This is a genomic window from Mycobacterium sp. TH-M82, from assembly GCF_057473605.1.
The window spans coordinates 1-19143 of record NZ_JBYCKY010000017.1; the positions used below are offsets into that span (position 1 = coordinate 1).

At 66.1% G+C, this 19143-nt stretch carries 14 protein-coding genes and 1 pseudogene; 10 read left to right on the forward strand and 5 right to left on the reverse strand.

Annotated elements, in window-relative coordinates; genetic code table 11:
• The 5 genes and pseudogenes from AC2VON_RS00435 to AC2VON_RS00455 form a co-directional block, all read left to right on the forward strand.
• The coding region (locus tag AC2VON_RS00435) for a PIN domain-containing protein (RefSeq protein ID WP_486951179.1) at positions 1 to 324 on the forward strand (324 nt) is incomplete at its 5' end.
• 295 nt (positions 325 to 619) lie between these two features.
• On the forward strand, positions 620 to 3766 hold the full coding sequence (locus tag AC2VON_RS00440) for an AAA family ATPase (protein WP_486951180.1): 3147 nt from the start codon (positions 620 to 622) through the stop codon (positions 3764 to 3766).
• Positions 3763 to 6906, forward strand: coding sequence for an AAA family ATPase (locus AC2VON_RS00445; protein WP_486951181.1), 3144 nt, complete (start codon positions 3763 to 3765; stop codon positions 6904 to 6906). Before AC2VON_RS00440 ends, AC2VON_RS00445 begins: the two co-directional genes overlap by 4 nt.
• Complete coding sequence (locus AC2VON_RS00450) at positions 6903 to 10034, forward strand: AAA family ATPase (protein WP_486951182.1); 3132 nt, start codon at positions 6903 to 6905, stop codon at positions 10032 to 10034. The genes AC2VON_RS00445 and AC2VON_RS00450 overlap by 4 nt, the downstream gene beginning before the upstream one ends.
• Positions 10031 to 10258, forward strand: a pseudogene (locus tag AC2VON_RS00455) (ATP-binding protein); the annotation flags it as partial. The gene AC2VON_RS00450 and the pseudogene AC2VON_RS00455, both read left to right, overlap by 4 nt.
• A gap of 351 nt (positions 10259 to 10609) precedes the next feature.
• On the opposite strand, the gene AC2VON_RS00460 reads toward AC2VON_RS00455, so the two are convergent.
• The 4 genes from AC2VON_RS00460 to AC2VON_RS00475 form a co-directional block, all read right to left on the reverse strand.
• The gene (locus AC2VON_RS00460; RefSeq protein WP_486951183.1) at positions 10610 to 10939 is read right to left on the reverse strand and encodes a hypothetical protein; all 330 of its coding nucleotides are present in this window, start codon (positions 10937 to 10939) and stop codon (positions 10610 to 10612) included.
• A gap of 123 nt (positions 10940 to 11062) precedes the next feature.
• On the reverse strand, positions 11063 to 11290 hold the full coding sequence (locus tag AC2VON_RS00465; RefSeq protein ID WP_486951184.1) for an exodeoxyribonuclease VII small subunit: 228 nt from the start codon (positions 11288 to 11290) through the stop codon (positions 11063 to 11065).
• Positions 11280 to 12524 (reverse strand): exodeoxyribonuclease VII large subunit, encoded by a 1245-nt coding sequence (gene xseA, locus AC2VON_RS00470; protein WP_486951185.1) that lies wholly within the window; start codon positions 12522 to 12524, stop codon positions 11280 to 11282. Before xseA ends, AC2VON_RS00465 begins: the two co-directional genes overlap by 11 nt.
• Positions 12521 to 13141 carry a lipid droplet-associated protein gene (locus tag AC2VON_RS00475; RefSeq protein WP_486951186.1) on the reverse strand — a complete coding sequence of 207 codons (621 nt, stop codon included), beginning with the start codon at positions 13139 to 13141 and terminating at the stop codon, positions 12521 to 12523. The genes xseA and AC2VON_RS00475 overlap by 4 nt, the downstream gene beginning before the upstream one ends.
• Positions 13142 to 13240: 99 nt before the next feature.
• Between AC2VON_RS00475 and AC2VON_RS00480 the strand changes: the two genes are divergently transcribed.
• On the forward strand, positions 13241 to 14254 hold the full coding sequence (locus AC2VON_RS00480; RefSeq protein ID WP_486951187.1) for a 4-hydroxy-3-methylbut-2-enyl diphosphate reductase: 1014 nt from the start codon (positions 13241 to 13243) through the stop codon (positions 14252 to 14254).
• Positions 14255 to 14270: 16 nt separating this feature from the next.
• Here the strand turns inward: AC2VON_RS00480 and AC2VON_RS00485 are convergent, their stop codons facing one another.
• On the reverse strand, positions 14271 to 15371 hold the full coding sequence (locus AC2VON_RS00485) for a DUF6542 domain-containing protein (RefSeq protein WP_486951188.1): 1101 nt from the start codon (positions 15369 to 15371) through the stop codon (positions 14271 to 14273).
• 332 nt (positions 15372 to 15703) lie between these two features.
• Here AC2VON_RS00485 and AC2VON_RS00490 point away from each other — a divergent pair, with 332 nt between their 5' ends.
• The 4 genes from AC2VON_RS00490 to AC2VON_RS00505 all read left to right on the forward strand — a co-directional run bounded on the left by AC2VON_RS00490 (position 15704) and on the right by AC2VON_RS00505 (position 18990).
• Positions 15704 to 17095 (forward strand): nitrate/nitrite transporter, encoded by a 1392-nt coding sequence (locus AC2VON_RS00490; protein WP_486951189.1) that lies wholly within the window; start codon positions 15704 to 15706, stop codon positions 17093 to 17095.
• A gap of 73 nt (positions 17096 to 17168) precedes the next feature.
• Complete coding sequence (gene ychF / locus AC2VON_RS00495; protein ID WP_486951190.1) at positions 17169 to 18242, forward strand: redox-regulated ATPase YchF; 1074 nt, start codon at positions 17169 to 17171, stop codon at positions 18240 to 18242.
• Between the two features lie 32 nt (positions 18243 to 18274).
• On the forward strand, positions 18275 to 18499 hold the full coding sequence (locus tag AC2VON_RS00500) for a ribbon-helix-helix domain-containing protein (RefSeq protein WP_486951191.1): 225 nt from the start codon (positions 18275 to 18277) through the stop codon (positions 18497 to 18499).
• Positions 18500 to 18819: 320 nt separating this feature from the next.
• Positions 18820 to 18990: an AbrB/MazE/SpoVT family DNA-binding domain-containing protein gene (locus AC2VON_RS00505; RefSeq protein ID WP_486951192.1), complete on the forward strand. Its 171-nt coding sequence runs from the start codon at positions 18820 to 18822 to the stop codon at positions 18988 to 18990.
• Positions 18991 to 19143: the final 153 nt, after the last annotated feature.

Sequence of the window (19143 nt, forward strand, 5' to 3'; positions counted from 1 at the left end):
CATATCGACATGCGTTGGATCACATCTGCGTTGACCGAAGTCGAGTTGCCGAGAGCTGTTCGGGCCGTCGCACCAGAGGGGCTGCCTGAAGTACCGACGGTGCTGGCCAGGTTGGACCGCTTTGAAATCGATTCAGTCATCCGCTCGACGGCAGCAGCCTACCCCGATGCCGCAGTGCGCTCACTGGACGCGGTGCACCTTGCCACTGCTCAAACCGCGGGGGCAACGGCGCCGTTGGCCGCGATGGTCGTGTACGACAAACGCCTCGCCGCCGCCGCCAGCGCTCTCGGGCTGCCAGTCGTAAGCCCGGGCGAAGCGTTATGAAACCGGGCGTTCGACCTCGGCGCCGAACGGCACAAGCACTACCGGCCCGGCACCTGGCTGCCGCACTGTTCGCTGGCGCCGCGAGCAAGACTTAACGAGCTGCGGCTGGTGGCCATGGCGGTGTTCGACATGGTGCCGCTGCGAGCCCGGCTGGATCGCGCCGCCCTGGTGAACAGCGCAACAGGTGAAATCTTCCCGCTGCCATCACTACTATGACATTCAGGTAAACAAAAGTCGCATATTAAGGAAGAAAGCTTATCCTGGATCGATCGATCCACGGATTGGCTGCCTAATGATGACGACGACAACCGCGTGCCGAACGTGTGGCACTGAATCACTGGAGAACGCGCGCTTCTGCCACTCCTGTGGTTCCCCGATGACTGTGGTCACCAGACCGGCCGAGTTCAAGCAGGTGACGGTGTTGTTCGCCGATGTGGTGCATTCGATGGACATTGCCGCGGCGGTGGGTGCCGAGCGGTTGCGGGACATCATGGCCGGGTTGTGCGACCGGTGTGCGGCGGTGGTGCAGCGCTATGGCGGCACGGTGGACAAGTTCACCGGTGACGGGATCATGGCGGTGTTCGGGGCGCCGGTGGCGTTGGAGGATCATGCGTTACGGGCGTGTCTGGCGGCGTTGGAGATCCAGCGTGAGACCGCGGCGATCGGTGATGTTGGGCCGCAGCTGCGGGTTGGCCTGAACTCAGGTGAGGTGGTCGCCGGCGAGATGGGGTCCGGGCCGGGCAGTTACACCGCGATCGGCGAGCAGGTCGGTGTGGCGCAGCGGATGGAGTCGGTGGCGCCGCCGGGTGCGGTGATGCTCGGTGAATCGACGGCACGCTTGGTCGAGGGCTGGGTGGTGCTGGCTGAGCCGGAGTTGGTGCAGATCAAGGGCGCCGACGATCCGATGTGGGCCCGTCGTCTGCTGCGGGTGGAATCGCACCACGAGGCGATTGCAGATCGGGAGGTGAGCCTGGTCGGTCGGCGCTGGGAGCTGACGGCCATGGAGGCGATCTTGGAGCGCGCCATCGGCGGCAGCGGTGCTGTGGTAGGCGTGGTCGCACCACCCGGGATCGGCAAAAGCCGCCTCGTTCGTGAAATTGCTGCGATGGCCGCCGACCGCGGTGTCGAGGTGTTCACCACCTTCTGCGAGGCCCACGCCAGCGAGATCCCGTTCCATGTGGTGGCGGCGCTGCTGCGCGCGGCCATCGGGGTGGCCGACCTGGGCCGCAGTGCTGCCCACGCGGCGCTACGAACCCGACTGCCCGACGCCGACGAGCAGGATCTGCTGCTGTTCGACGGTCTGCTCGCTATTGCCGATCCCGACGTCGAACTGCCCCGCATCGATCCCGATGCGCGGCGGCGGCGATTGACCGCGCTTGTCAATACGACCACGCTCGCTCGGACGTCACCGAGACTCTATGTGATCGAGGGCGCGCACTGGATCGACGAGGTCAGCGAGTCTATGCTCGCCGACTTCATGGCTGTGATCCCGCAAACCCCGTCTCTGGTGGTGATCACCTACCGGCCCGAATACCACGGCGCGTTGTCCCGGCTGGACGGTGCTCAAATTATTTCGCTTGCCCCGCTGAGTGATTCGGAGTCGTCGGCGTTGATTACCGAGCTGCTTGGTGCGGATCCGTCGGTGGGCGACTTGGCTGGTGTGATTGGCGAGCGTGCTGCCGGGAATCCGTTCTTTGCCCAGGAGATTGTGCGTGATCTGGCTGAACGCGGCGTGCTGCAGGGACAGCGAGGCGCCTACCTGCTTACCGGTGCGCCCGACGAGGTGAGTGTGCCGGCTACCCTGCAGGCCACCATCGCGGCCCGTATCGACCGGGTTGCGCCGGCCGCTAAGCAGACGCTGCGCGCAGCTGCGGTGATCGGGTCGCGGTTCAGCACCGATTTGCTGGTCGATCTGGGCATCGACCCGGCGTTCGACGAGCTCATGCAGGCCGAGTTGATCGATCAGGTCGGGTTCACCCCGCACGCCGAGTACGCCTTCCATCAGCCGTTGATCCGCACTGTGGCCTACGAATCGCAGCTCAAGTCCGACCGCGCCGTGCTGCATCGGCGCCTCGCCGCCGTCATCGAAGCCCACGACCCGGGTTCGGCCGACACCAACGCCGCGCTGGTCGCCGAGCATCTAGAAGCCGCCGGTGACCTGCGGGACGCGTACTCGTGGCACATGCGCGCCGGCGCCTGGTCGACCAACCGCGATATCGCCGCGGCGCAGGTGAGCTGGGAGCGGGCCCGCCAGATCGCCGACACGCTGCCCGACGATGACCCGGACCTGCTGGCGATGCGTATCGCACCGCGCACGCTTATCTGCGCCAACGGCTTCCGGAGCCAGGTTACTGTCGCCGGCGCCAGGTTTGACGAGTTGCAGCAGTTGTGCTCGGCTGCCGGGGACAAGGCGTCCCTGGCCATAGGGATGGCCGGGCTGGTCGGCGAACATTATTTTCACGGCCGGATGCGTGCGGCTTCGACGCTGGCCTCCGAACACCTGGCTCTTGTCGAGTCGATCGGCGATCCGACGCTGACGGTCGGGCTATCTATCGCATCGATCGCAGTCAAGGTCGCGACCGGTGAGATGGTGGAGGTGCTGCGGTGGTCGCAAGCGGTCATCGACCTCGCCGAGGGCGACCCCACCAAAGGGAACTTCATTATCGGCTCACCATTGGCGCTCGTCCTGGCTTCCAGGGGTTTCGCCCGCTGGGCGTCGGGCCGCACCGGATGGCGGGAAGACTTCGGCCATGCCATCGCGATGGCGCGCAGATCCGACGCGCTGTCGTACGGAATTTGTGTTACCTGGACGTACGGCGCGGCGATCGCTTGTGGAGTGCTTCTGCCCAACCCCAACATACGGCGGGACATCGATGAAGCATTGAGCATCGCCAATCGGTCCGCTGACGACATCACTCGGGGCTTCGCTCTGTATTCGTTGATAACAGCTCTGCTGTACCAAGATTCACCGGAAGAGGAACGGGTGCTGGAGCTGCTCGAACAGCTTCGCGAGATGTGCGCGCACGGCCGCTTCTACTCGTCGGAGATTCGTGGTATCGACATCTGGACTGCGCTTGCGTTGGGCAGGCGCGGAGACCGCGATCATGCGATACAGCTGGCTGAGGGCGCGCTCAACGACAGTTTTGCTGCCAGGCAGCTCGGATACTGCGCTGTAGCGGCTGGGATTTTGGGTGAGCTGCTCGTTGAACGCGGCGGGAGTGAAGACCTGGATGAAGCCCAGGCGGTGATCGACCGTCTGGCCGCCGCTCCGCTGAGCGACGATTATGTGTTGCGAGACCTCATCTTGTTGCGGCTGAGGGCGCTGCTGGCGCGGGTGAACGGCGACGAGGTGGGTTACCGAGATTTCGCGGCACGTTACCGCACGATGGCGAATGATCTTGGTTTCGAGGGCCATATGGCGTTGGCGGAGGCGATGACATGACGGCATGCGTGGCATGTGGTACCGAGTTGCAGCAGAACGCGAAGTTCTGTTTCGAGTGTGGTGCGCCGGTCACTAATGCCACCAGGCCTGCTGAGTTCAAGCAGGCGACGGTGTTGTTCGCCGATGTGGTGCATTCGATGGATATCGCCGCGGCGGTGGGCGCTGAGCGGCTGCGCGAGATCATGACCGAGCTGTTCGGTCGGTGTGCAGGGGTGGTGCAGCGCTATGGCGGGACGGTGGATAAGTTCACCGGCGACGGCATCATGGCGGTCTTCGGTGCGCCGATGGCTTTGGAGGACCATGCGTTGCGGGCGTGCCTGGCGGCGTTGGAGATCCAACGCGAGACCGCCGGGAGCGATGGGGTCGCGCTTCAACTGCGGGTCGGCCTGAACTCCGGTGAGGTGGTCGCCGGCGAGATGGGGTCCGGGCCGGGCAGCTACACCGCCATCGGCGCCCAGGTCGGCATGGCGCAACGGATGGAGTCGGTGGCGCCGCCGGGCGGGGTGATGCTCAGCGAATCGACCGCGCGGTTGGTCGAAGACGTCGCCACGTTGGGCGAGCCGGAGTTGGTCCAGATCAAGGGCGCCGCCGACCCGGTGCGGGCGCGGTGGCTGTTGGCGGTGTCTTCGGAGCGTCGACACACCGGCCGGCAGGATCCGTCGCTGGTGGGCCGTAGCTGGGAAATGGGCGCGCTGACCGGCATCCTGGAGCAGGCGATCGGCGGCAGCGGGTGCGTGGTGGGTGTGGTGGGGCCGCCCGGTATCGGCAAGAGCCGCATTGCCCGCGAGGTGACCGCCCTCGCGCAGGGCCGCGGCGTCGAGGTGTTCGCGACGTATTGTGAGTTGCACGCTAGCGAAATCCCGTTCCACACGGTGACCTCGTTGCTGCGCACCGCATGGCGGGTCAGCGGCGTTGCCGACGAGGTGGCGCGGGCCCGGGTCCGACAGCGCGCGCCTGATGCTGATCCGCAGGACCTGCTGCTGCTCGATGACCTGCTCGGCATTGGAGAGAGCGGGGTCGCCCTGCCCGCTATCGATCCCGATGCCCGGCGCCGGCGGCTGACACGGTTGGTCAATACCGTCTCGCTGGCGCGCACCACGCCCGCGGTCTATGTCGTGGAGGATGTGCACTGGATCGACGAGGTCAGCGAGTTGCTGCTGGCGGATCTTCTCACCGTGATCCGGCAAACGCCGTCGCTGATGTTGATCACCTACCGCCCCGAATACCAGGGCGTGCTGACCCGGACACCGAACTCGCAGACGATCACCCTTGCGCCATTGAATGCGTCACAGACGTCCACGCTTGCCGCCGAATTGATCGGTTCGCACCCGTCGGTGGCAGCCCTTTCCGAGCGGGTCGTCGAGCGGGCGGCGGGAAACCCGTTTTTCGCTGAGGAGATGGTGCGTGATCTGGCCGAGCGTGGTGTGCTGACCGGGAGCCGCGGCAACTATGTCTGCGACATAGACGACGCCGACGCCGCCGTGCCGGCGACCTTGCAGGCCACCATCGCCGCCCGTATCGACCGGCTCGAGCCGGCTGCTAAACAGGCCCTGAACGCCGCTGCGGTGATCGGGTTGCGCTTTGGCGCAGAGCAGTTGGCGTTGCTCGATGGTGACGTTGAGATGGGTGAGTTGATCGCCGCTGAAATCGTCGATCAGGTGCGATTCACCCCGCAGGCGGAGTACGCATTCCGTCACCCGTTGATCCGGTCGGTGGCCTACGGATCACAGCTCAAGTCCGACCGTGCCGAACTGCATCGGCGCCTGGCGGCTGCGATCCAACAGCACAATCCGTCGGACGAGAACGCAGCGCTGATCGCCGAACATCTCGAAGCCGCAGGCGACCTACATGCCGCTTTCGACTGGCACATGCGCGCCGGGACATGGGCGCAATACCGCGACATCAGGGCTGCGCGAGTCAGTTGGGAACGCGCCCGAGCAGTCGCCGACCGGCTGCCCACCGACGATGCGGACCGGACGCCGATGCGCATCGCCCCGCGCACTCTGCTGTGTGGCAGCACCTGGCGGGTCAGCGGCAGCGTCGCCGACACCGGCTTCGACGAACAGCGCGACCTCTGCACGGCCGCCGGCGACAAGGTGTCGCTGGCGATCGGCATGGGCGGCCTGATGATGTCGCTGATAATGCATAACCGGTTCCGGGAATCGGCGCGTCTTGCGTCGGAGTGCAGCCGGCTGCTCGAGTCGATCGGCGATCCGTCGCTGACAGTCGGGATTTTGATCGGGCCGAGCAATATCAAGTGGCAAGTGGGCGAGGCAGCCGAAAGTCTGCGCTTGGCGCAGCGCGTCATCGACCTGGCCGAAGGCAACCCCACCATGGGCAGCCTGATGGTCGGATCACCGTTGGCAGCCGCGTTTGCGATGCGTGGAGCCAGCCGATACTGCCTCGGCTTCCCGGGCTGGAAAGAAGACCTCGATCAGGCGATCGTCTTGGCCCGCATCGTCGACGCGACGACCTACACCATCACCGTGTTTTGGAAGTACGGCTTCCCCGTCCACCTCGGTGTATTGCTGCCGGACGCGGCAGCCGAACGGGACACCGCCGAAGCGCTGGAACGAGCAGAGCACTCCGGCGACGACGCCGCGGTGGATATTGCCCGAGCGTGCCGTGCCATCGTCCTCGCGAGGGAGGAAAAGCCGCTTCACGAAACAGTTCTCACGCTGCGTAACCAGTATCGCGAAGCTCACTTGCGACACGGATATTCAAAGAACACTGTGCGTGTCGCCGATATCGAACTCGCGAGGGAGAAAGCCAGGGTCGGCGCCGGGGTCGGCGATATCGACGACGCCATCCAGTTGGCACGCGGCGTCGTCGACTACCTGTTCGGTACGGGCGAAATGATCACGCGCGGAGAGGCGACCAGAGTCTTGGTGGAATCACTGCTGCAACGCGGCAACGACGGCGATATCGCGGAGGCGCAGGCCGCTATCGACCGGCTGGCGGCGGTGCCGACCGAGCCGGGGTTCGTGTTGTTCGAGATTCCGCTGCTGCGGCTGCGGGCGCTGACGGCGCGCGCACACGGCGACGAGGATGGCTACCGCGACTTCGTCGACCGCTACCGCCAGAGGGCCACCGACCTCGGGTTCGAAGGCCATATGGCGTTGGCGGAGGCGATGACATGACCGCGTGTGCCGCATGTGCGACTGAATTGCAGCAGAACGCCAAGTTCTGTTTCGAGTGTGGTGCGCCCGTCGCATCGATTCGCCAACCTGCCGAGTACAAGCAGGTGACGGTGTTGTTCGCCGATGCGGTGCATTCGATGGACATCGCCGCGGCAGTCGGGGCCGAGCGGCTGCGGGAGATCATGACCGGGTTGTGCGACCGGTGTGCGGGGGTGGTGCAGCGCTATGGCGGGACGGTGGACAAGTTCACCGGTGACGGGATTATGGCGGTCTTTGGTGCTCCGGTCGCATTAGAGGACCATGCGTTGCGGGCTTGCTTGGCGGCGTTGGAGATCCAGCGCGGGACCGCGGCGGCCGGTGATGTTGGGCTGCGACTGCGGGTCGGTTTGAACTCCGGTGAGGTGGTCACCGGTGAGATGGGGTCCGGCCCAGGCAGTTACACCGCAATCGGCGCGCAGGTCGGTCTGGCGCAGCGCATGGAGTCGGTGGCGCCGCAGGGTGGGGTGATGCTCAGCGAATCCACCGCACGCTTGGTCGAAGACGTAGCAACGTTAGGCGAGCTGGAGCTGGTGGATATCAAGGGCGCCGCTGAGCCGGTGCGGGCGCGGCGGCTGCTGGCGGTGTCGTCGGAGCATCGCCACGCCGGCCGGCAGGATCCGTCACTGGTGGGCCGCAGCTGGGAGATGGGCGCGCTGACCGGGATTCTGGAGCAGGCGATCGGCGGCACCGGGTGCGTGGTGGGTGTGGTGGGGCCGCCCGGTATCGGCAAGAGTCGCATTGCCCGCGAGGTCAGCGCCGTTGCGCAGGACCGCGGCGTGGAGGTGTTCGCCGCCTATTGTGAGTCGCACGCCAGTGAAATCCCCTTCCACACGGTGAGGTCGCTGCTGCGCACGGCACTGGGGGTGGCCGGACTCGGCGGCGAGGCGGCACACGCGCGAGTCCGACGGCGCGCGCCTGACGCTGATCCGCAGGATCTGCTGCTGCTCGATGACCTGCTCGGCATTCGAGACAGCAGTGTCGAATTGCCCGCCATTGATCCCGATGCCCGGCGCCGTCGACTGACTCGGTTGGTCAATACCGTCTCGCTGGCGCGCAGCACGCCCGCGGTCTATGTTGTTGAGGATACGCACTGGATCGACGAGGTCAGCGACTTGCTGCTGGCGGATTTCCTGGCGGTGATCCGGCAAACTCCGTCGCTGCTCTTGGTCACCTACCGGCCCGAGTACCATGGCGCGTTGAGTCACATAATCGGTGCACAAACGATTGTGCTTACGCCGCTGAGCGATTCGGAATCATCGGCCTTGATCGCCGCTTTACTTGGGCAGGACCCGTCGGTGAGTGGGCTGGCCTCCACTATCGCCGAGCGTGTCGCCGGGAACCCGTTTTTCGCCCAGGAGATGGTGCGTGATCTGGCCGAGCGCGGTGTGCTGCAGGGCAGGCGAGGGGCGTATCTGCTTTCCGGTGCGCCCGACGTCGTCGTACCGGCGACTCTGCAGGCCACCATCGCCGCCCGTATCGACCGGCTGGACCCGGCTGCCAAACGGACTCTGAACGCCGCCGCGGTAATCGGGATGCGGTTCAGTGCTGAGCAATTAGCGCTGCTGGATGAGGAAGGACAGATCGACCGGTTGCTCGCTGCCGAACTGGTCGATCAGGTGCAGTTCACTCCGCACGCGGAGTTTGCCTTCCACCACCCGCTGATCCGGATCGTGGCCTACGAATCACAGCTCAAAACCGACCGTGCCGAGCTGCATCGGCGGTTGGCCACCGCAATCGAACAACGCCACCCCGATGCACTCGACGAGAACGCCGCGCTCATCGCCGAGCATCTCGAGGCCGCCGAGGATCTACCGGCGGCGTACGGCTGGCACATGCGCGCCGGAGGCTGGTTGAACTACCGCGACATTCGCGCGGCGCAGATGAGCTGGCGTCGGGCGCGCGATGTCGCTGACCGGTTGCTGGCAAACGATACCGACCGCACATCGATGCGTATCGCTCCGCGTACTCTGCTGTGCGGCAACAGCTGGCGGGTCAGCGGCAGCGTTGCCGACACCGGCTTCGAGGAACTGCGTGACCTCTGCACTGCCGCGGATGACAGCGGGTCACTAGCGATGGGCATGGCGGGCCTGCTGACGACGCTGGTATTACACAACCGGTTCCGGGAATCGGCGCGGGTTGCCTCGGACTGCAGCAGGTTGCTCGAGTTGATCAGCGATCCGACGTTGACGGTTGCGGTTGCCGGCGCGCCGAGCAATGCCAAGTGGCAGGCAGGCGAGGCGGCGGAAGGCCTGCACCTGGCGCAGCGCGCCATCGACCTGGCTGAAGGCGACCCCACCAAGGGCAACCTGCTGGTCGGGTCACCGTTGGCGTTGGCGTTCGCGTATCGTGGCTCGAACCGATATTGCCTCGGGCTTCCAGGCTGGCAGGACGACCTCGATCAGGCGATCGCGATGGCCGGTGTCGATGCGACGTCTTATGTCCTCGCCGTGCTCTGTAAGTACGGCTTCGCCGTCCACGTCGGGGTATTACGGCCGGACGCGGCGGCTGACCGGGACACCGCCGAAACGCTGGAGATGGCCGAGCGTTGCGGCGATGACTTTGCGGTGGATTTCGCCAGGCTGAATCGTGGCCTCATTCTCGTCAATCGGGACGGTTCGCACCGTGGTGCCGGCTTGGCGCTGCTACAGCAATATCGTGAAGCTCAACTGCGGCACGGGTTCGCAGACAACGCGGTGCGGGTCGTCGACACCGAGCTCGCAAGGGAGAAGGCCAGGCTTGGGGATGTCGACGGTGCGATCAAGCTAGCGGATACGGTCGTCAATTACCTATACGACGCGGGTGAGATGATCACCCGCGGCGAGGCGACCAGAGTTTTCGTGGAAGCACTACTGCAGCGCGGCGCGAACACCGACCTCGGCGAGGCGCAGGCCGCGATCGACCGGCTGGCGGCGGTGCCGACCGACCCGGGGTACGTGTTGTTCGAGGTGCCGCTGCTGCGGCTGCGGGCGCTGATGGCACGCGCGAACGGCGACGAGGATGGCTATCGCGAGTTCGCCGATCGGTATCTCAAGCGCGCCACCGAGGTTGGCTACGAGGGTCATATGGCGTTAGCCGAGGCGATGACATGAGTGGGGGCGTGCGCTTGTCGTGGCCATTGATTGGCCGCTCGGAGGAGATGGGAGCCCTCGAGTCGGCCATTTTGGCTTCGGATGTTTCCGGGATCGTTGTCTACGGGGCGGCCGGTGTGGGTAAGAGCCGGATCGCTCGTGAGGCCTTGGCTGCTGCCGAGTCGCAGGGTTGCGAAGTCCGTTGGGCGGTCGGCACATCCTCGGCGCGGGCGATTCCGCTGGGGGCTTTCGCCGCGTGGGCGCCGTCGGGTGTCGCCGACACGGTTCAGTTGCTGCGAGGGGTGATCGAGTCGCTGACAGCCCGCTCGTCTGATGCCGCGGTAGTGGTTGGTGTCGATGGCGTGTATCTGCTCGATGATCTGTCGGCATTCGTTGTGCATCAGATCGTGCAGCGGGGCACGGCGAAGGTGATTCTGACCGTTCGCGACGGCGAACCCATTCCCGCCGCGGTGCACGAGATATGGACAGCTGGCCGGTTCGACCGGCTCGACCTGCAGCCATTGTCGCTGGATGAGAGCACCGCGCTGCTGTCGGCGACCTTAGCGGCCTCGGTGGAACCTGATGCGGCTCAGCGGTTATGGAAGCTGACCCGCGGCAATGTCTTGTATCTGCGTAACATCGTCGAGCAGGAGGTCGTCGACGGCCGGCTGGTGCAACAGCACGGGTCCTGGCGGTGGATCGGCGATCCGATCATCGCACCGGGCCTGGTTGAGCTGATCGAATCCCGCATCGGGGCCCTGCCCGAGCCGGTCAGCGATGTCATCGACGCGCTGGCTGTCGGGGAGCCGATCGAATTGGCGGCCCTGAGGCGGATCACTGATCCTGCCGCGGTCGAGGAGGCCGATACCCGTGGCCTGATCACGCTCGAGCCCGTCGTTGGGGGTGTGGGAGTGCGGGTGGCGCATCCGCTCTATGGTGAGGTGCGCCGCAGGCGCGCGGCACCGACTCGGTTGCGACGGTTGCGCGGACTGTTGGTTGATGCGCACGTCGCAGTGTTCGTCGGAAAAGTTCCGAAGGCGAGGGCGAAGTCAGGCCTCGTCGGGCTCTTCGGCGGCCAGCGCATCCTGCACCCGCTGGCGCGCCCCGGCCAGGTGCTCTTCGCAGCGCTTGGCCAGCTGCTCACCCCGTTCCCACAGGCTCAGCGACGCGTCGAGGTCCAGCCCACCCTGCTCCAGCTGTTGCACGACTTCGACCAGCTCGTCACGGCATTGTTCATACCCGAGTTCACTGACGGGCTTCATCGGCTCAGCCCCCATCGGTGCGTCCCTCACTCACCGCCGCCACCGCACCATCAGACACCCGCACCCGCAGGCGGGTGCCGGCGGGGGCGTTGTCGACCGACCGCAGCACGTGCGCCGGCCCCTGCGCCGAAATGGTCTGCACCACCGCGTAGCCGCGGGCCAGGGTGGCCGCCGGACCCAGCGTGGCCAGCCGCGCGGACAGGTGGCCGACACGCTCGGTCTGTACGGCGATCAACCGGCCGATGTCACGGCGTACCGCGGTTCGGGCGCGGTGCACCTCCTCGCTGCGCGAGGTCAGTGCACGCAGCGGGTCAGCGAGCACCGGCCGGCTGCGCAGCTGGGCCAGCACCCGTTCTTCGCGCAGCACCCAGTTGCGCAGCGCCTGGCCGGCGCGCCCGCGCAACTCGAGGATCAGCGCCAGTTCGGCGCCGGCATCCGGGACGATCTTCTTCGCCGCGTCGGTGGGCGTGGCGGCGCGCAGGTCGGCGACCAGGTCGCAGAGCGGGTTGTCGGGCTCGTGGCCGACCGCGCTGACGACCGGCGTGCGGCAGGCGGCGATCGCCCGGCACAGCGTCTCGTCGGAGAACGCCAGCAGATCCTCGACGCTGCCGCCGCCGCGGGCCACCACGATCACCTCCACGTCGGGGTCGGCGTCCAGTTCGCACAGCGCCTCGACGATCTGCGGCACGGCATCGGGCCCCTGCACGGCGGTGTTGCGCACCGTGAACCGCACCGCCGGCCAGCGGTCTGTGGCCACCGTCGTGACGTCCCGCTCGGCGGCGCTGGCCCGGCCGGTGATCAGGCCGACGGTGGCCGGCAGAAACGGAATCGGCTGTTTGAGCCGCGGGTCGAACAGTCCCTCGGCGTCCAGCAGCCGGCGCAGCCGCTCGATGCGGGCCAGCAACTCGCCAACCCCCACGGCGCGGATCTCGCTGAGCCGCAACGAGAAGGTGCCGTTCCGGGTAAAGAAATTTGGCTTGCCGCAGACCACCACCCGGGTGCCTTCGGTCAGCTTGACCGGCGCACCTGCGACCAAGTCACGGGTGCACGTCACCCTCAGCGACATCTCGGCGGCGGGATCACGCAACACCATGAACACCGTCTTGACACCGGGTCGCAGGTCGATTTGGGTCAGCTGACCCTCCACCCAGACCGGTCCCAGCCTGTCGATCCAGCCGGCCACCCGCACCGCGACCGCCCGGACCGGGAACGGGTTCTCGGGGGAGTTTCCCGGGGCGGGTGCGCTCACTTCGCGGTCGCGCGGGTGATCCGGTTGGCCAGCAGCGTCTGAAACGGCGCCCGCGCCCTGGTGGCCTCTTCATAGGCCAGCAGGGCTTCCAGCTCGTCGACACTCAGTGACCGCAGCCGGGCCCGCAGCTGGGCCAGGGTCAGCGTCGCATAGTCGAGTTCGCTGACCACGTCCGGTGCGTGGACCGCGACACCGGCCGTCGTGGCTCTGATGACGTTCGCCTCCGGGTTATCACCGGCCTCGGCGACCGAATAGAGGGCGAACCGTCCCTCCGAACGGCGATCACCGCCCGAACCGTCGGACGCCGAGCTGAGTCCGTCGTCACCCGACTCATCACCAGCCTCACCGGCCTCACCGGCCTCACCGGCCTGAAGGTCTTCGTCGAACGTCGCCCACTCCGGTTGCTCGTCCTTCGGCGGGAACAGCGTCTCCAGCGTGGAGTCTCCTTTGATCGCCAGCTCGGCCAGGCTTTGCTGCCATCGCATCACGATGTGTGCGGCCTGGCTGGCCAGCGTCATCGGGTAGGTCAAGACGGTATAGGGCAGCTTCATGGTCTCCTCGACGGCGACGGTCGCCACGCCCACCAGCAGCCGGACTCCATACGGTGCAGTAGCCATGGCCCCAAGCCTGCCTCAACGGCCGGTCAACGCCAAGCAGGTGGTGCGAGCTGCCCCTGAGCTGGCCTGGTCACCGACGCGGACCGTACGCTGGTTGCCATGCCACCGACGCTCGACATCGGGATGCCCGGTTCCAGCCGGTCAGCAGCAGTGTCCGCCACCGACGCCCGCACCGGCAAGTGCGTGTTGTTGGCCGAACCGCGTGGCTACTGCGCGGGCGTCGACCGGGCCATCGAAACGGTGGAGCGCGCATTGGAGAAACACGGTGCGCCGGTCTACGTCCGGCACGAGATCGTGCACAACAAGCACGTGGTGGACGCCCTGACCAAAAAGGGTGCGATCTTCGTCCGGGACACCGACGAGGTGCCCGAAGGCGCGATGGTGGTGTTCTCCGCGCACGGCGTGGCACCGGACGTGCATGCATCGGCCGCCGACCGGGGGCTGCGGGTCCTCGACGCGACCTGTCCGCTGGTGGCCAAGGTGCACAACGAGGCCAAGCGCTACGCTCGCGACGGCTACGACATTCTGCTCATCGGCCACGCAGGCCACGAGGAAGTCATCGGCATCATCGGCGAGGCGCCCGAACATGTGCAGCTGGTCGACGGCCCGGACACGGTGAACGCGGTGACCGTGCGCGACGAGAACAAGGTGGTGTGGCTGTCGCAGACCACTCTGAGCGTCGACGAGACCATGCAGACCGTGCTGCGGCTGCGGGACCGGTTTCCGAAGCTGCAGGATCCGCCCAGTGACGACATCTGCTATGCCACCCAGAACCGGCAGACCGCTGTCAAGGCGATGGCCGCCGAATGCCAGCTGGTGATCGTGGTCGGATCGCGCAACTCGTCGAACTCGAACCGGTTGGTGGAAGTGGCGCTGGGCGCAGGAGCGACGGCCGCTCACCTCGTCGACTACGCCGAGGACATCGACCCGGCGTGGCTGGACAACGTGCAGACCATCGGCGTCACGTCCGGCGCATCGGTTCCGGAGATCCTGGTGCGCGGTGTGTTGGAGCGGTTGGCCGAAGACGGCTACGACACGGTGCATCCGGTGGCTACGGCCAACGAGACGCTGGTGTTCGCCTTGCCGCGGGAGATCCGCCCGCCTCGACAGTAGGGCAGTAGCCAGCGCGTCAAATGTCGTATTCCCAGGACTCGGCTGCGTCCCCGCGTGGTCTGTTCGACCGGGTTGGCGGTTCCGCGCCAGACTCTTGGCTTGGGTTCGGCCTGCGATAACGCACCTGTGAGATCGGGTGGTGCGTGGCCCCGGTGTCACGGCCACCGGCGGCGGCATTCGGAGCCCGCCGGCGAGGTGGCAGAGATGGCGGAGGCGGCGGTGGTCCCGACCGCTCGACGGGCCGATAGGAATCCATCCGGCTGCTTCGGGCCGCCGATCGGCCGGCGTCCGACCGTGCGTCGCGCCGGGCGTCTCGGGCCGGCTGACCGTGCCGGGCGCCGTTCTGCCCAGGCCTGGGGCGGCGCCGCGCCGGCGGTGGTGGAGCTTCGCCATGGGTGGGCGGCGGCCGGCGCCGTCGGGGGTGGTCAACCTCCCAGTTGGGCCTGTCGTCGGCCGGCGGCCGTCGGGAACGCCCCTGCATGGCATGCTTGGACCCTGATCCGCGAGGTGCCGCGGAGCGGCTGGGTCGACGGGGACGGTCGGTGCCGCGTTGTCGTCGCGGGGTTGCCGGGGCCGCGGCGGCGCGGGCGGGATCGCGGTGAAACACCGCGACCAGTTTCACGGTCAGCCGCTTGACGGTCGATGCCACACGCCCGGGTCCGGCCGCCGGAGTCGCCGGCCGCGTCACCATCCCGAAATACCAGCGGCTCATGCCGATCAGCAGCACACTGGCCGAGGTGAACAGCATCAGCGGGAACCGCTCGATCAACGGGTAACCGCAGTTGATCAGGATCTCCTTGATGCCGGTGAAGGTTGCGCCGTGGAACACCCAATAGGCAGTGGGTACGGAGCAGAACAGGATCAGCGGAGGCTGGATGACGGCGGTGAACACGCCCGATTGCCGCACCGCGAGCACAGCCGTGAAGCAACCCAGTACATACAGTGCGGCGAAGACGCCGGTCAGCTCGTTGCCGCCCGATCCGGCGTCGAACGCGATCCCGACCGCCGTTGTGAGTGTCGCGACGACTATCGCCGCCCACCACGGCAGACCCGGCAGGTTGGGGTAAGCCGAACGGTGATCGGCCGTCACCGCCGACCTCGCCCGCTGTGCTGACACACGTTGACCGTACCGGCTGGTGGCCCCCAGACCGGTAAATGCCGTGCCGCTGCGCCACGAGCATCGGGACCGCTGGTCGCCTCGGCTTCCGTCGCGTTTTCGGCGGCCATGTCTGCTGTTGGTCTGCGGTTGCCGTTTTCGAGGTGGTCGGCTGTTGCACAGCTCACACAGGCAATAGGTAGCACACTGACAGGCCGATGCCCTGTCGTGCAGCGGCTGTCTTGCCGTAGTAGTGACATCGACAACGTTGGTTGGAGCCGAGCAGTGTTTCCCGCTGGGAGAAGCTGTTTCGACACTCACGCTGGTTCGGCGTGCGGAAAGGTGAGGAATTGATGGCTCAGCGCCATGACATCTCGTTCTGGGATGCCGAAGACACCCTGGCGTGGGAAGCCGGCGACAAGACGATCGCCCGTCGCAACCTGCTGTGGATTGTGGCGTGCGACCACGTCGCCTTCGGGGTCTGGACGCTGTGGCCGGTGCTGGCCTTGTTCATGCCGCAGAGCGTGTACGGCTTCTCCTCGGCGGATAAGTTTCTTCTCGGTGCCACCGCCACCTTGGTCGCGGCGTGTCTGCGGATCCCGTATTCGATGGGGATTGCGATGGTGGGGGGGCGTAACTGGACGGTGGGTTCGATCGTGGTGCTGGTCATCCCGACGGCCACAGCGATGGTGTTGCTGGCCCACCCCGGCCTACCGCTGTGGCCCTATCTGGTGTGCGCGGCGCTGACGGGATTCGGCGGCGCCAATTACGCCGCCTCCATGACCAACACCAACGCGTTCTACCCGCAGCGACTCAAGGGCACGGCGTTGGGCTTCAACGCCGGGATGGGCAACCTGGGGGTGCCGATGGTCCAGTTGGTGGGTTTACTGGTGATCGCCGTTGCCGGTCAGCGGTCACCGTTTTGGGTGTGCGGGCTTTACCTTGTGCTGCTGGCGGTCGTCGCCTGGGGCGCGGCGCGGTTCATGGACAACCTGGAGCACCCCACCGAGGTGAGCCACCTGCGGGCGATCTTCGCGTTGTCGGATACCTGGTTGCTTGCGCTGCTTTACCTGGGCACGTTCGGCTCCTGGATCGGGTTTTCGTTTGCGTTCGGTTTGGTGTTGCAGCACAATTTCATCGCCGAGGGACAGAGCACGGCGCAGGCCGCACTGCATGCGGCCGAGTTGGCGTTCATCGGGCCTGCGCTGGGGTCGCTGGCCCGCATCTACGGTGGGCGACTTGCCGATCGCGTCGGCGGTGCCCGTGTCAGCTTGGCGGTCTTTGCTGCCATGGGGGTGACCACCGGGTTGCTGGTCTATCTCAGCTCCCTTGACGGCCACCGCTCCGGTGCGGGCACCGTGGCGACGGTGGTCGGCTATCTGGTGTTGTTCGTCCTTGCCGGGTTGGGCAATGGATCTGTCTACAAGATGGTCCCGTCGGTCTTCGATGCACGCAGCCACCTGCTAAATGTCGACCAAGCCGAGCGCCGCCGCTGGTCGCAGGCCATGTCGGGTGCGGTGATCGGGTTCGTCGCCGCATTCGGTGCGCTCGGTGGCGTGGGAATCAACCTTGCGTTGCGCCAGTCCTACCAAAACACCGGAACGGAGACGTCGGCCTTCTGGATCTTCTTGTCGTTCTACCTGACCGCAGCGGTGCTGACGTGGCGACGGTATGTGCGCCAACCGGATACAGCACCACACGAGCAGCAGGTGGCGACGCCGCTCGACGTGGAGTTGCTGCACTGAACGGGCGCCATTGACTATTTCCCTACGGATCGGGTCTTCAACGGCAAAGAGCACACCGTAAACTTGATGCCCTGTGAGCCTGAGCCTGGGGATCGTGGGGCTGCCCAACGTCGGCAAGTCGACGTTGTTCAACGCATTGACCGGCAACAGCGCGTTGGCCGCCAACTACCCGTTCGCCACGATCGAACCGAACGAAGGCGTGGTTGCGCTGCCCGATCCCAGGCTGGCCGAGCTGGCGGCGATGTTCGACTCGGCGCGGATCGTGCCGGCCCCGGTGACCTTCGTCGACATCGCGGGGTTGGTCAAAGGCGCATCGGAGGGGGCCGGGCTGGGCAACAAGTTCCTGGCCAACATCCGCGAATGCGACGCGATCTGCCAGGTGGTGCGAGTGTTCTCCGACGACGACGTGGCCCACGTCGATGGGCGGATCGATCCGAAATCCGACATCGAGGTGATCGAGACCGAGCTGATCCTGGCCGACCTGCAGACCTTGGAACGCGCGGTGCCGCGGTTGGCCAAGGAAGCCCGCAACAACAAGGACCGCAGACCCGTCTACGACGCGGCCGCCGCGGCACAGCAGGTACTCGACAGCGGCACAACGCTGTTCGCCGCCGGCCTGGACACATCGGCGTTGCGGGAGTTGAACCTGCTGACCACCAAACCGTTTCTGTATGTGTTCAACGCCGACGAGGCGGTGCTGACCGACGCGGCTCGGGTGGCCGAACTGCGCGAGTTGGTTGCCCCGGCTGATGCGGTGTTCTTGGACGCCAAAATCGAGGCCGAGCTGGCCGAGCTGGACGACGAGTCGGCGCTGGAGCTGCTGGAATCGATCGGGCAGACCGAGCGGGGGCTAGACGGGTTGGCCCGGGCCGGTTTTCACACCCTACGGCTGCAGACGTTTCTGACCGCCGGGCCCAAGGAGGCCCGGGCCTGGACCATTCATCGCGGTGACACCGCACCCAAGGCGGCCGGGGTGATCCACTCCGACTTCGAGAAAGGCTTCATCAAGGCCGAAGTGGTCTGCTATGACGACCTGATCGCCGCCGGGTCGATGGCCGCCGCCAAATCCGCGGGCAAGGTGCGGATGGAAGGCAAGGACTACGTGATGGCCGACGGCGACGTGGTGGAGTTTCGGTTCAACGTGTAGCACGCCGGTCATACCACCAGTATGATCACGGTATGTCCAAGATTGCGGTGAGTCTGCCGGACGAACAGGTGGAGGCGATCCGTCGGGCAGTTCGAGAGGGTCGAGCAGCCTCAGTGTCGGGCTTCATTAGCGGTGCTGTCGCCCGTGCTGAGCGGGAGAACAGTCTGATCGCGCTGCTCGACGACTTGGATCGCGAACTTGGCTTGCCGAGCGTCGACGACTTCGCTTGGGCAGACAAGGCTCTCAGCCTGGAATGAGTGGTGGCGGTTTCACGCTTGACACCGGGGCACTGTTTGCACTCGAACGCGGTGATCCCCGTATCAGGGCGTTGCTACGTCGGACGCAGGAGAACGGGCTGGCCTTGGCCGTCCCGGCTGGTGTCATTGCCCAATCCTGGCGCGGCGGCCCTCGCGTGGTCACCTCTGATCCCGACGGTCTCCATCGAGTCGACCCCGGGCTACGCCTGATCGTTGTGTGAAGACAGCTTCTCGAAGCAGGCGGGGTCAGGCAGGGCAAGGAGATCCCGATGGAGCGCCTGTTGAGCTACTGATTGGGATTTCGACGGTATCTTGATCCCATGGAGGCTGTGATTGACTCGGCTGGCCGCATCGTCGTGCCCAAGCCGCTGCGCGACGCGTTGGGCCTCAGACCGGGAACGGTGGTCGACATTTCGCGGTACGGCAGCGGGGTGCAGATCACAAGCCTCGCCAGTGCTCACGAGGTTACAATTTCCCTACAGACGCACTGAATATGTAACAGATGCGGAGGCGCCCGAAATGAGCATCGGCACCGATGAGTTCGCCGTCGAGATCGAGGTCCGACACTACGAGCTCGACACCCAAGGACACGTCAATTCGGCGGTCTACCTGCTTTACGCAGAGCATGCGCGGTGGCGGCACTT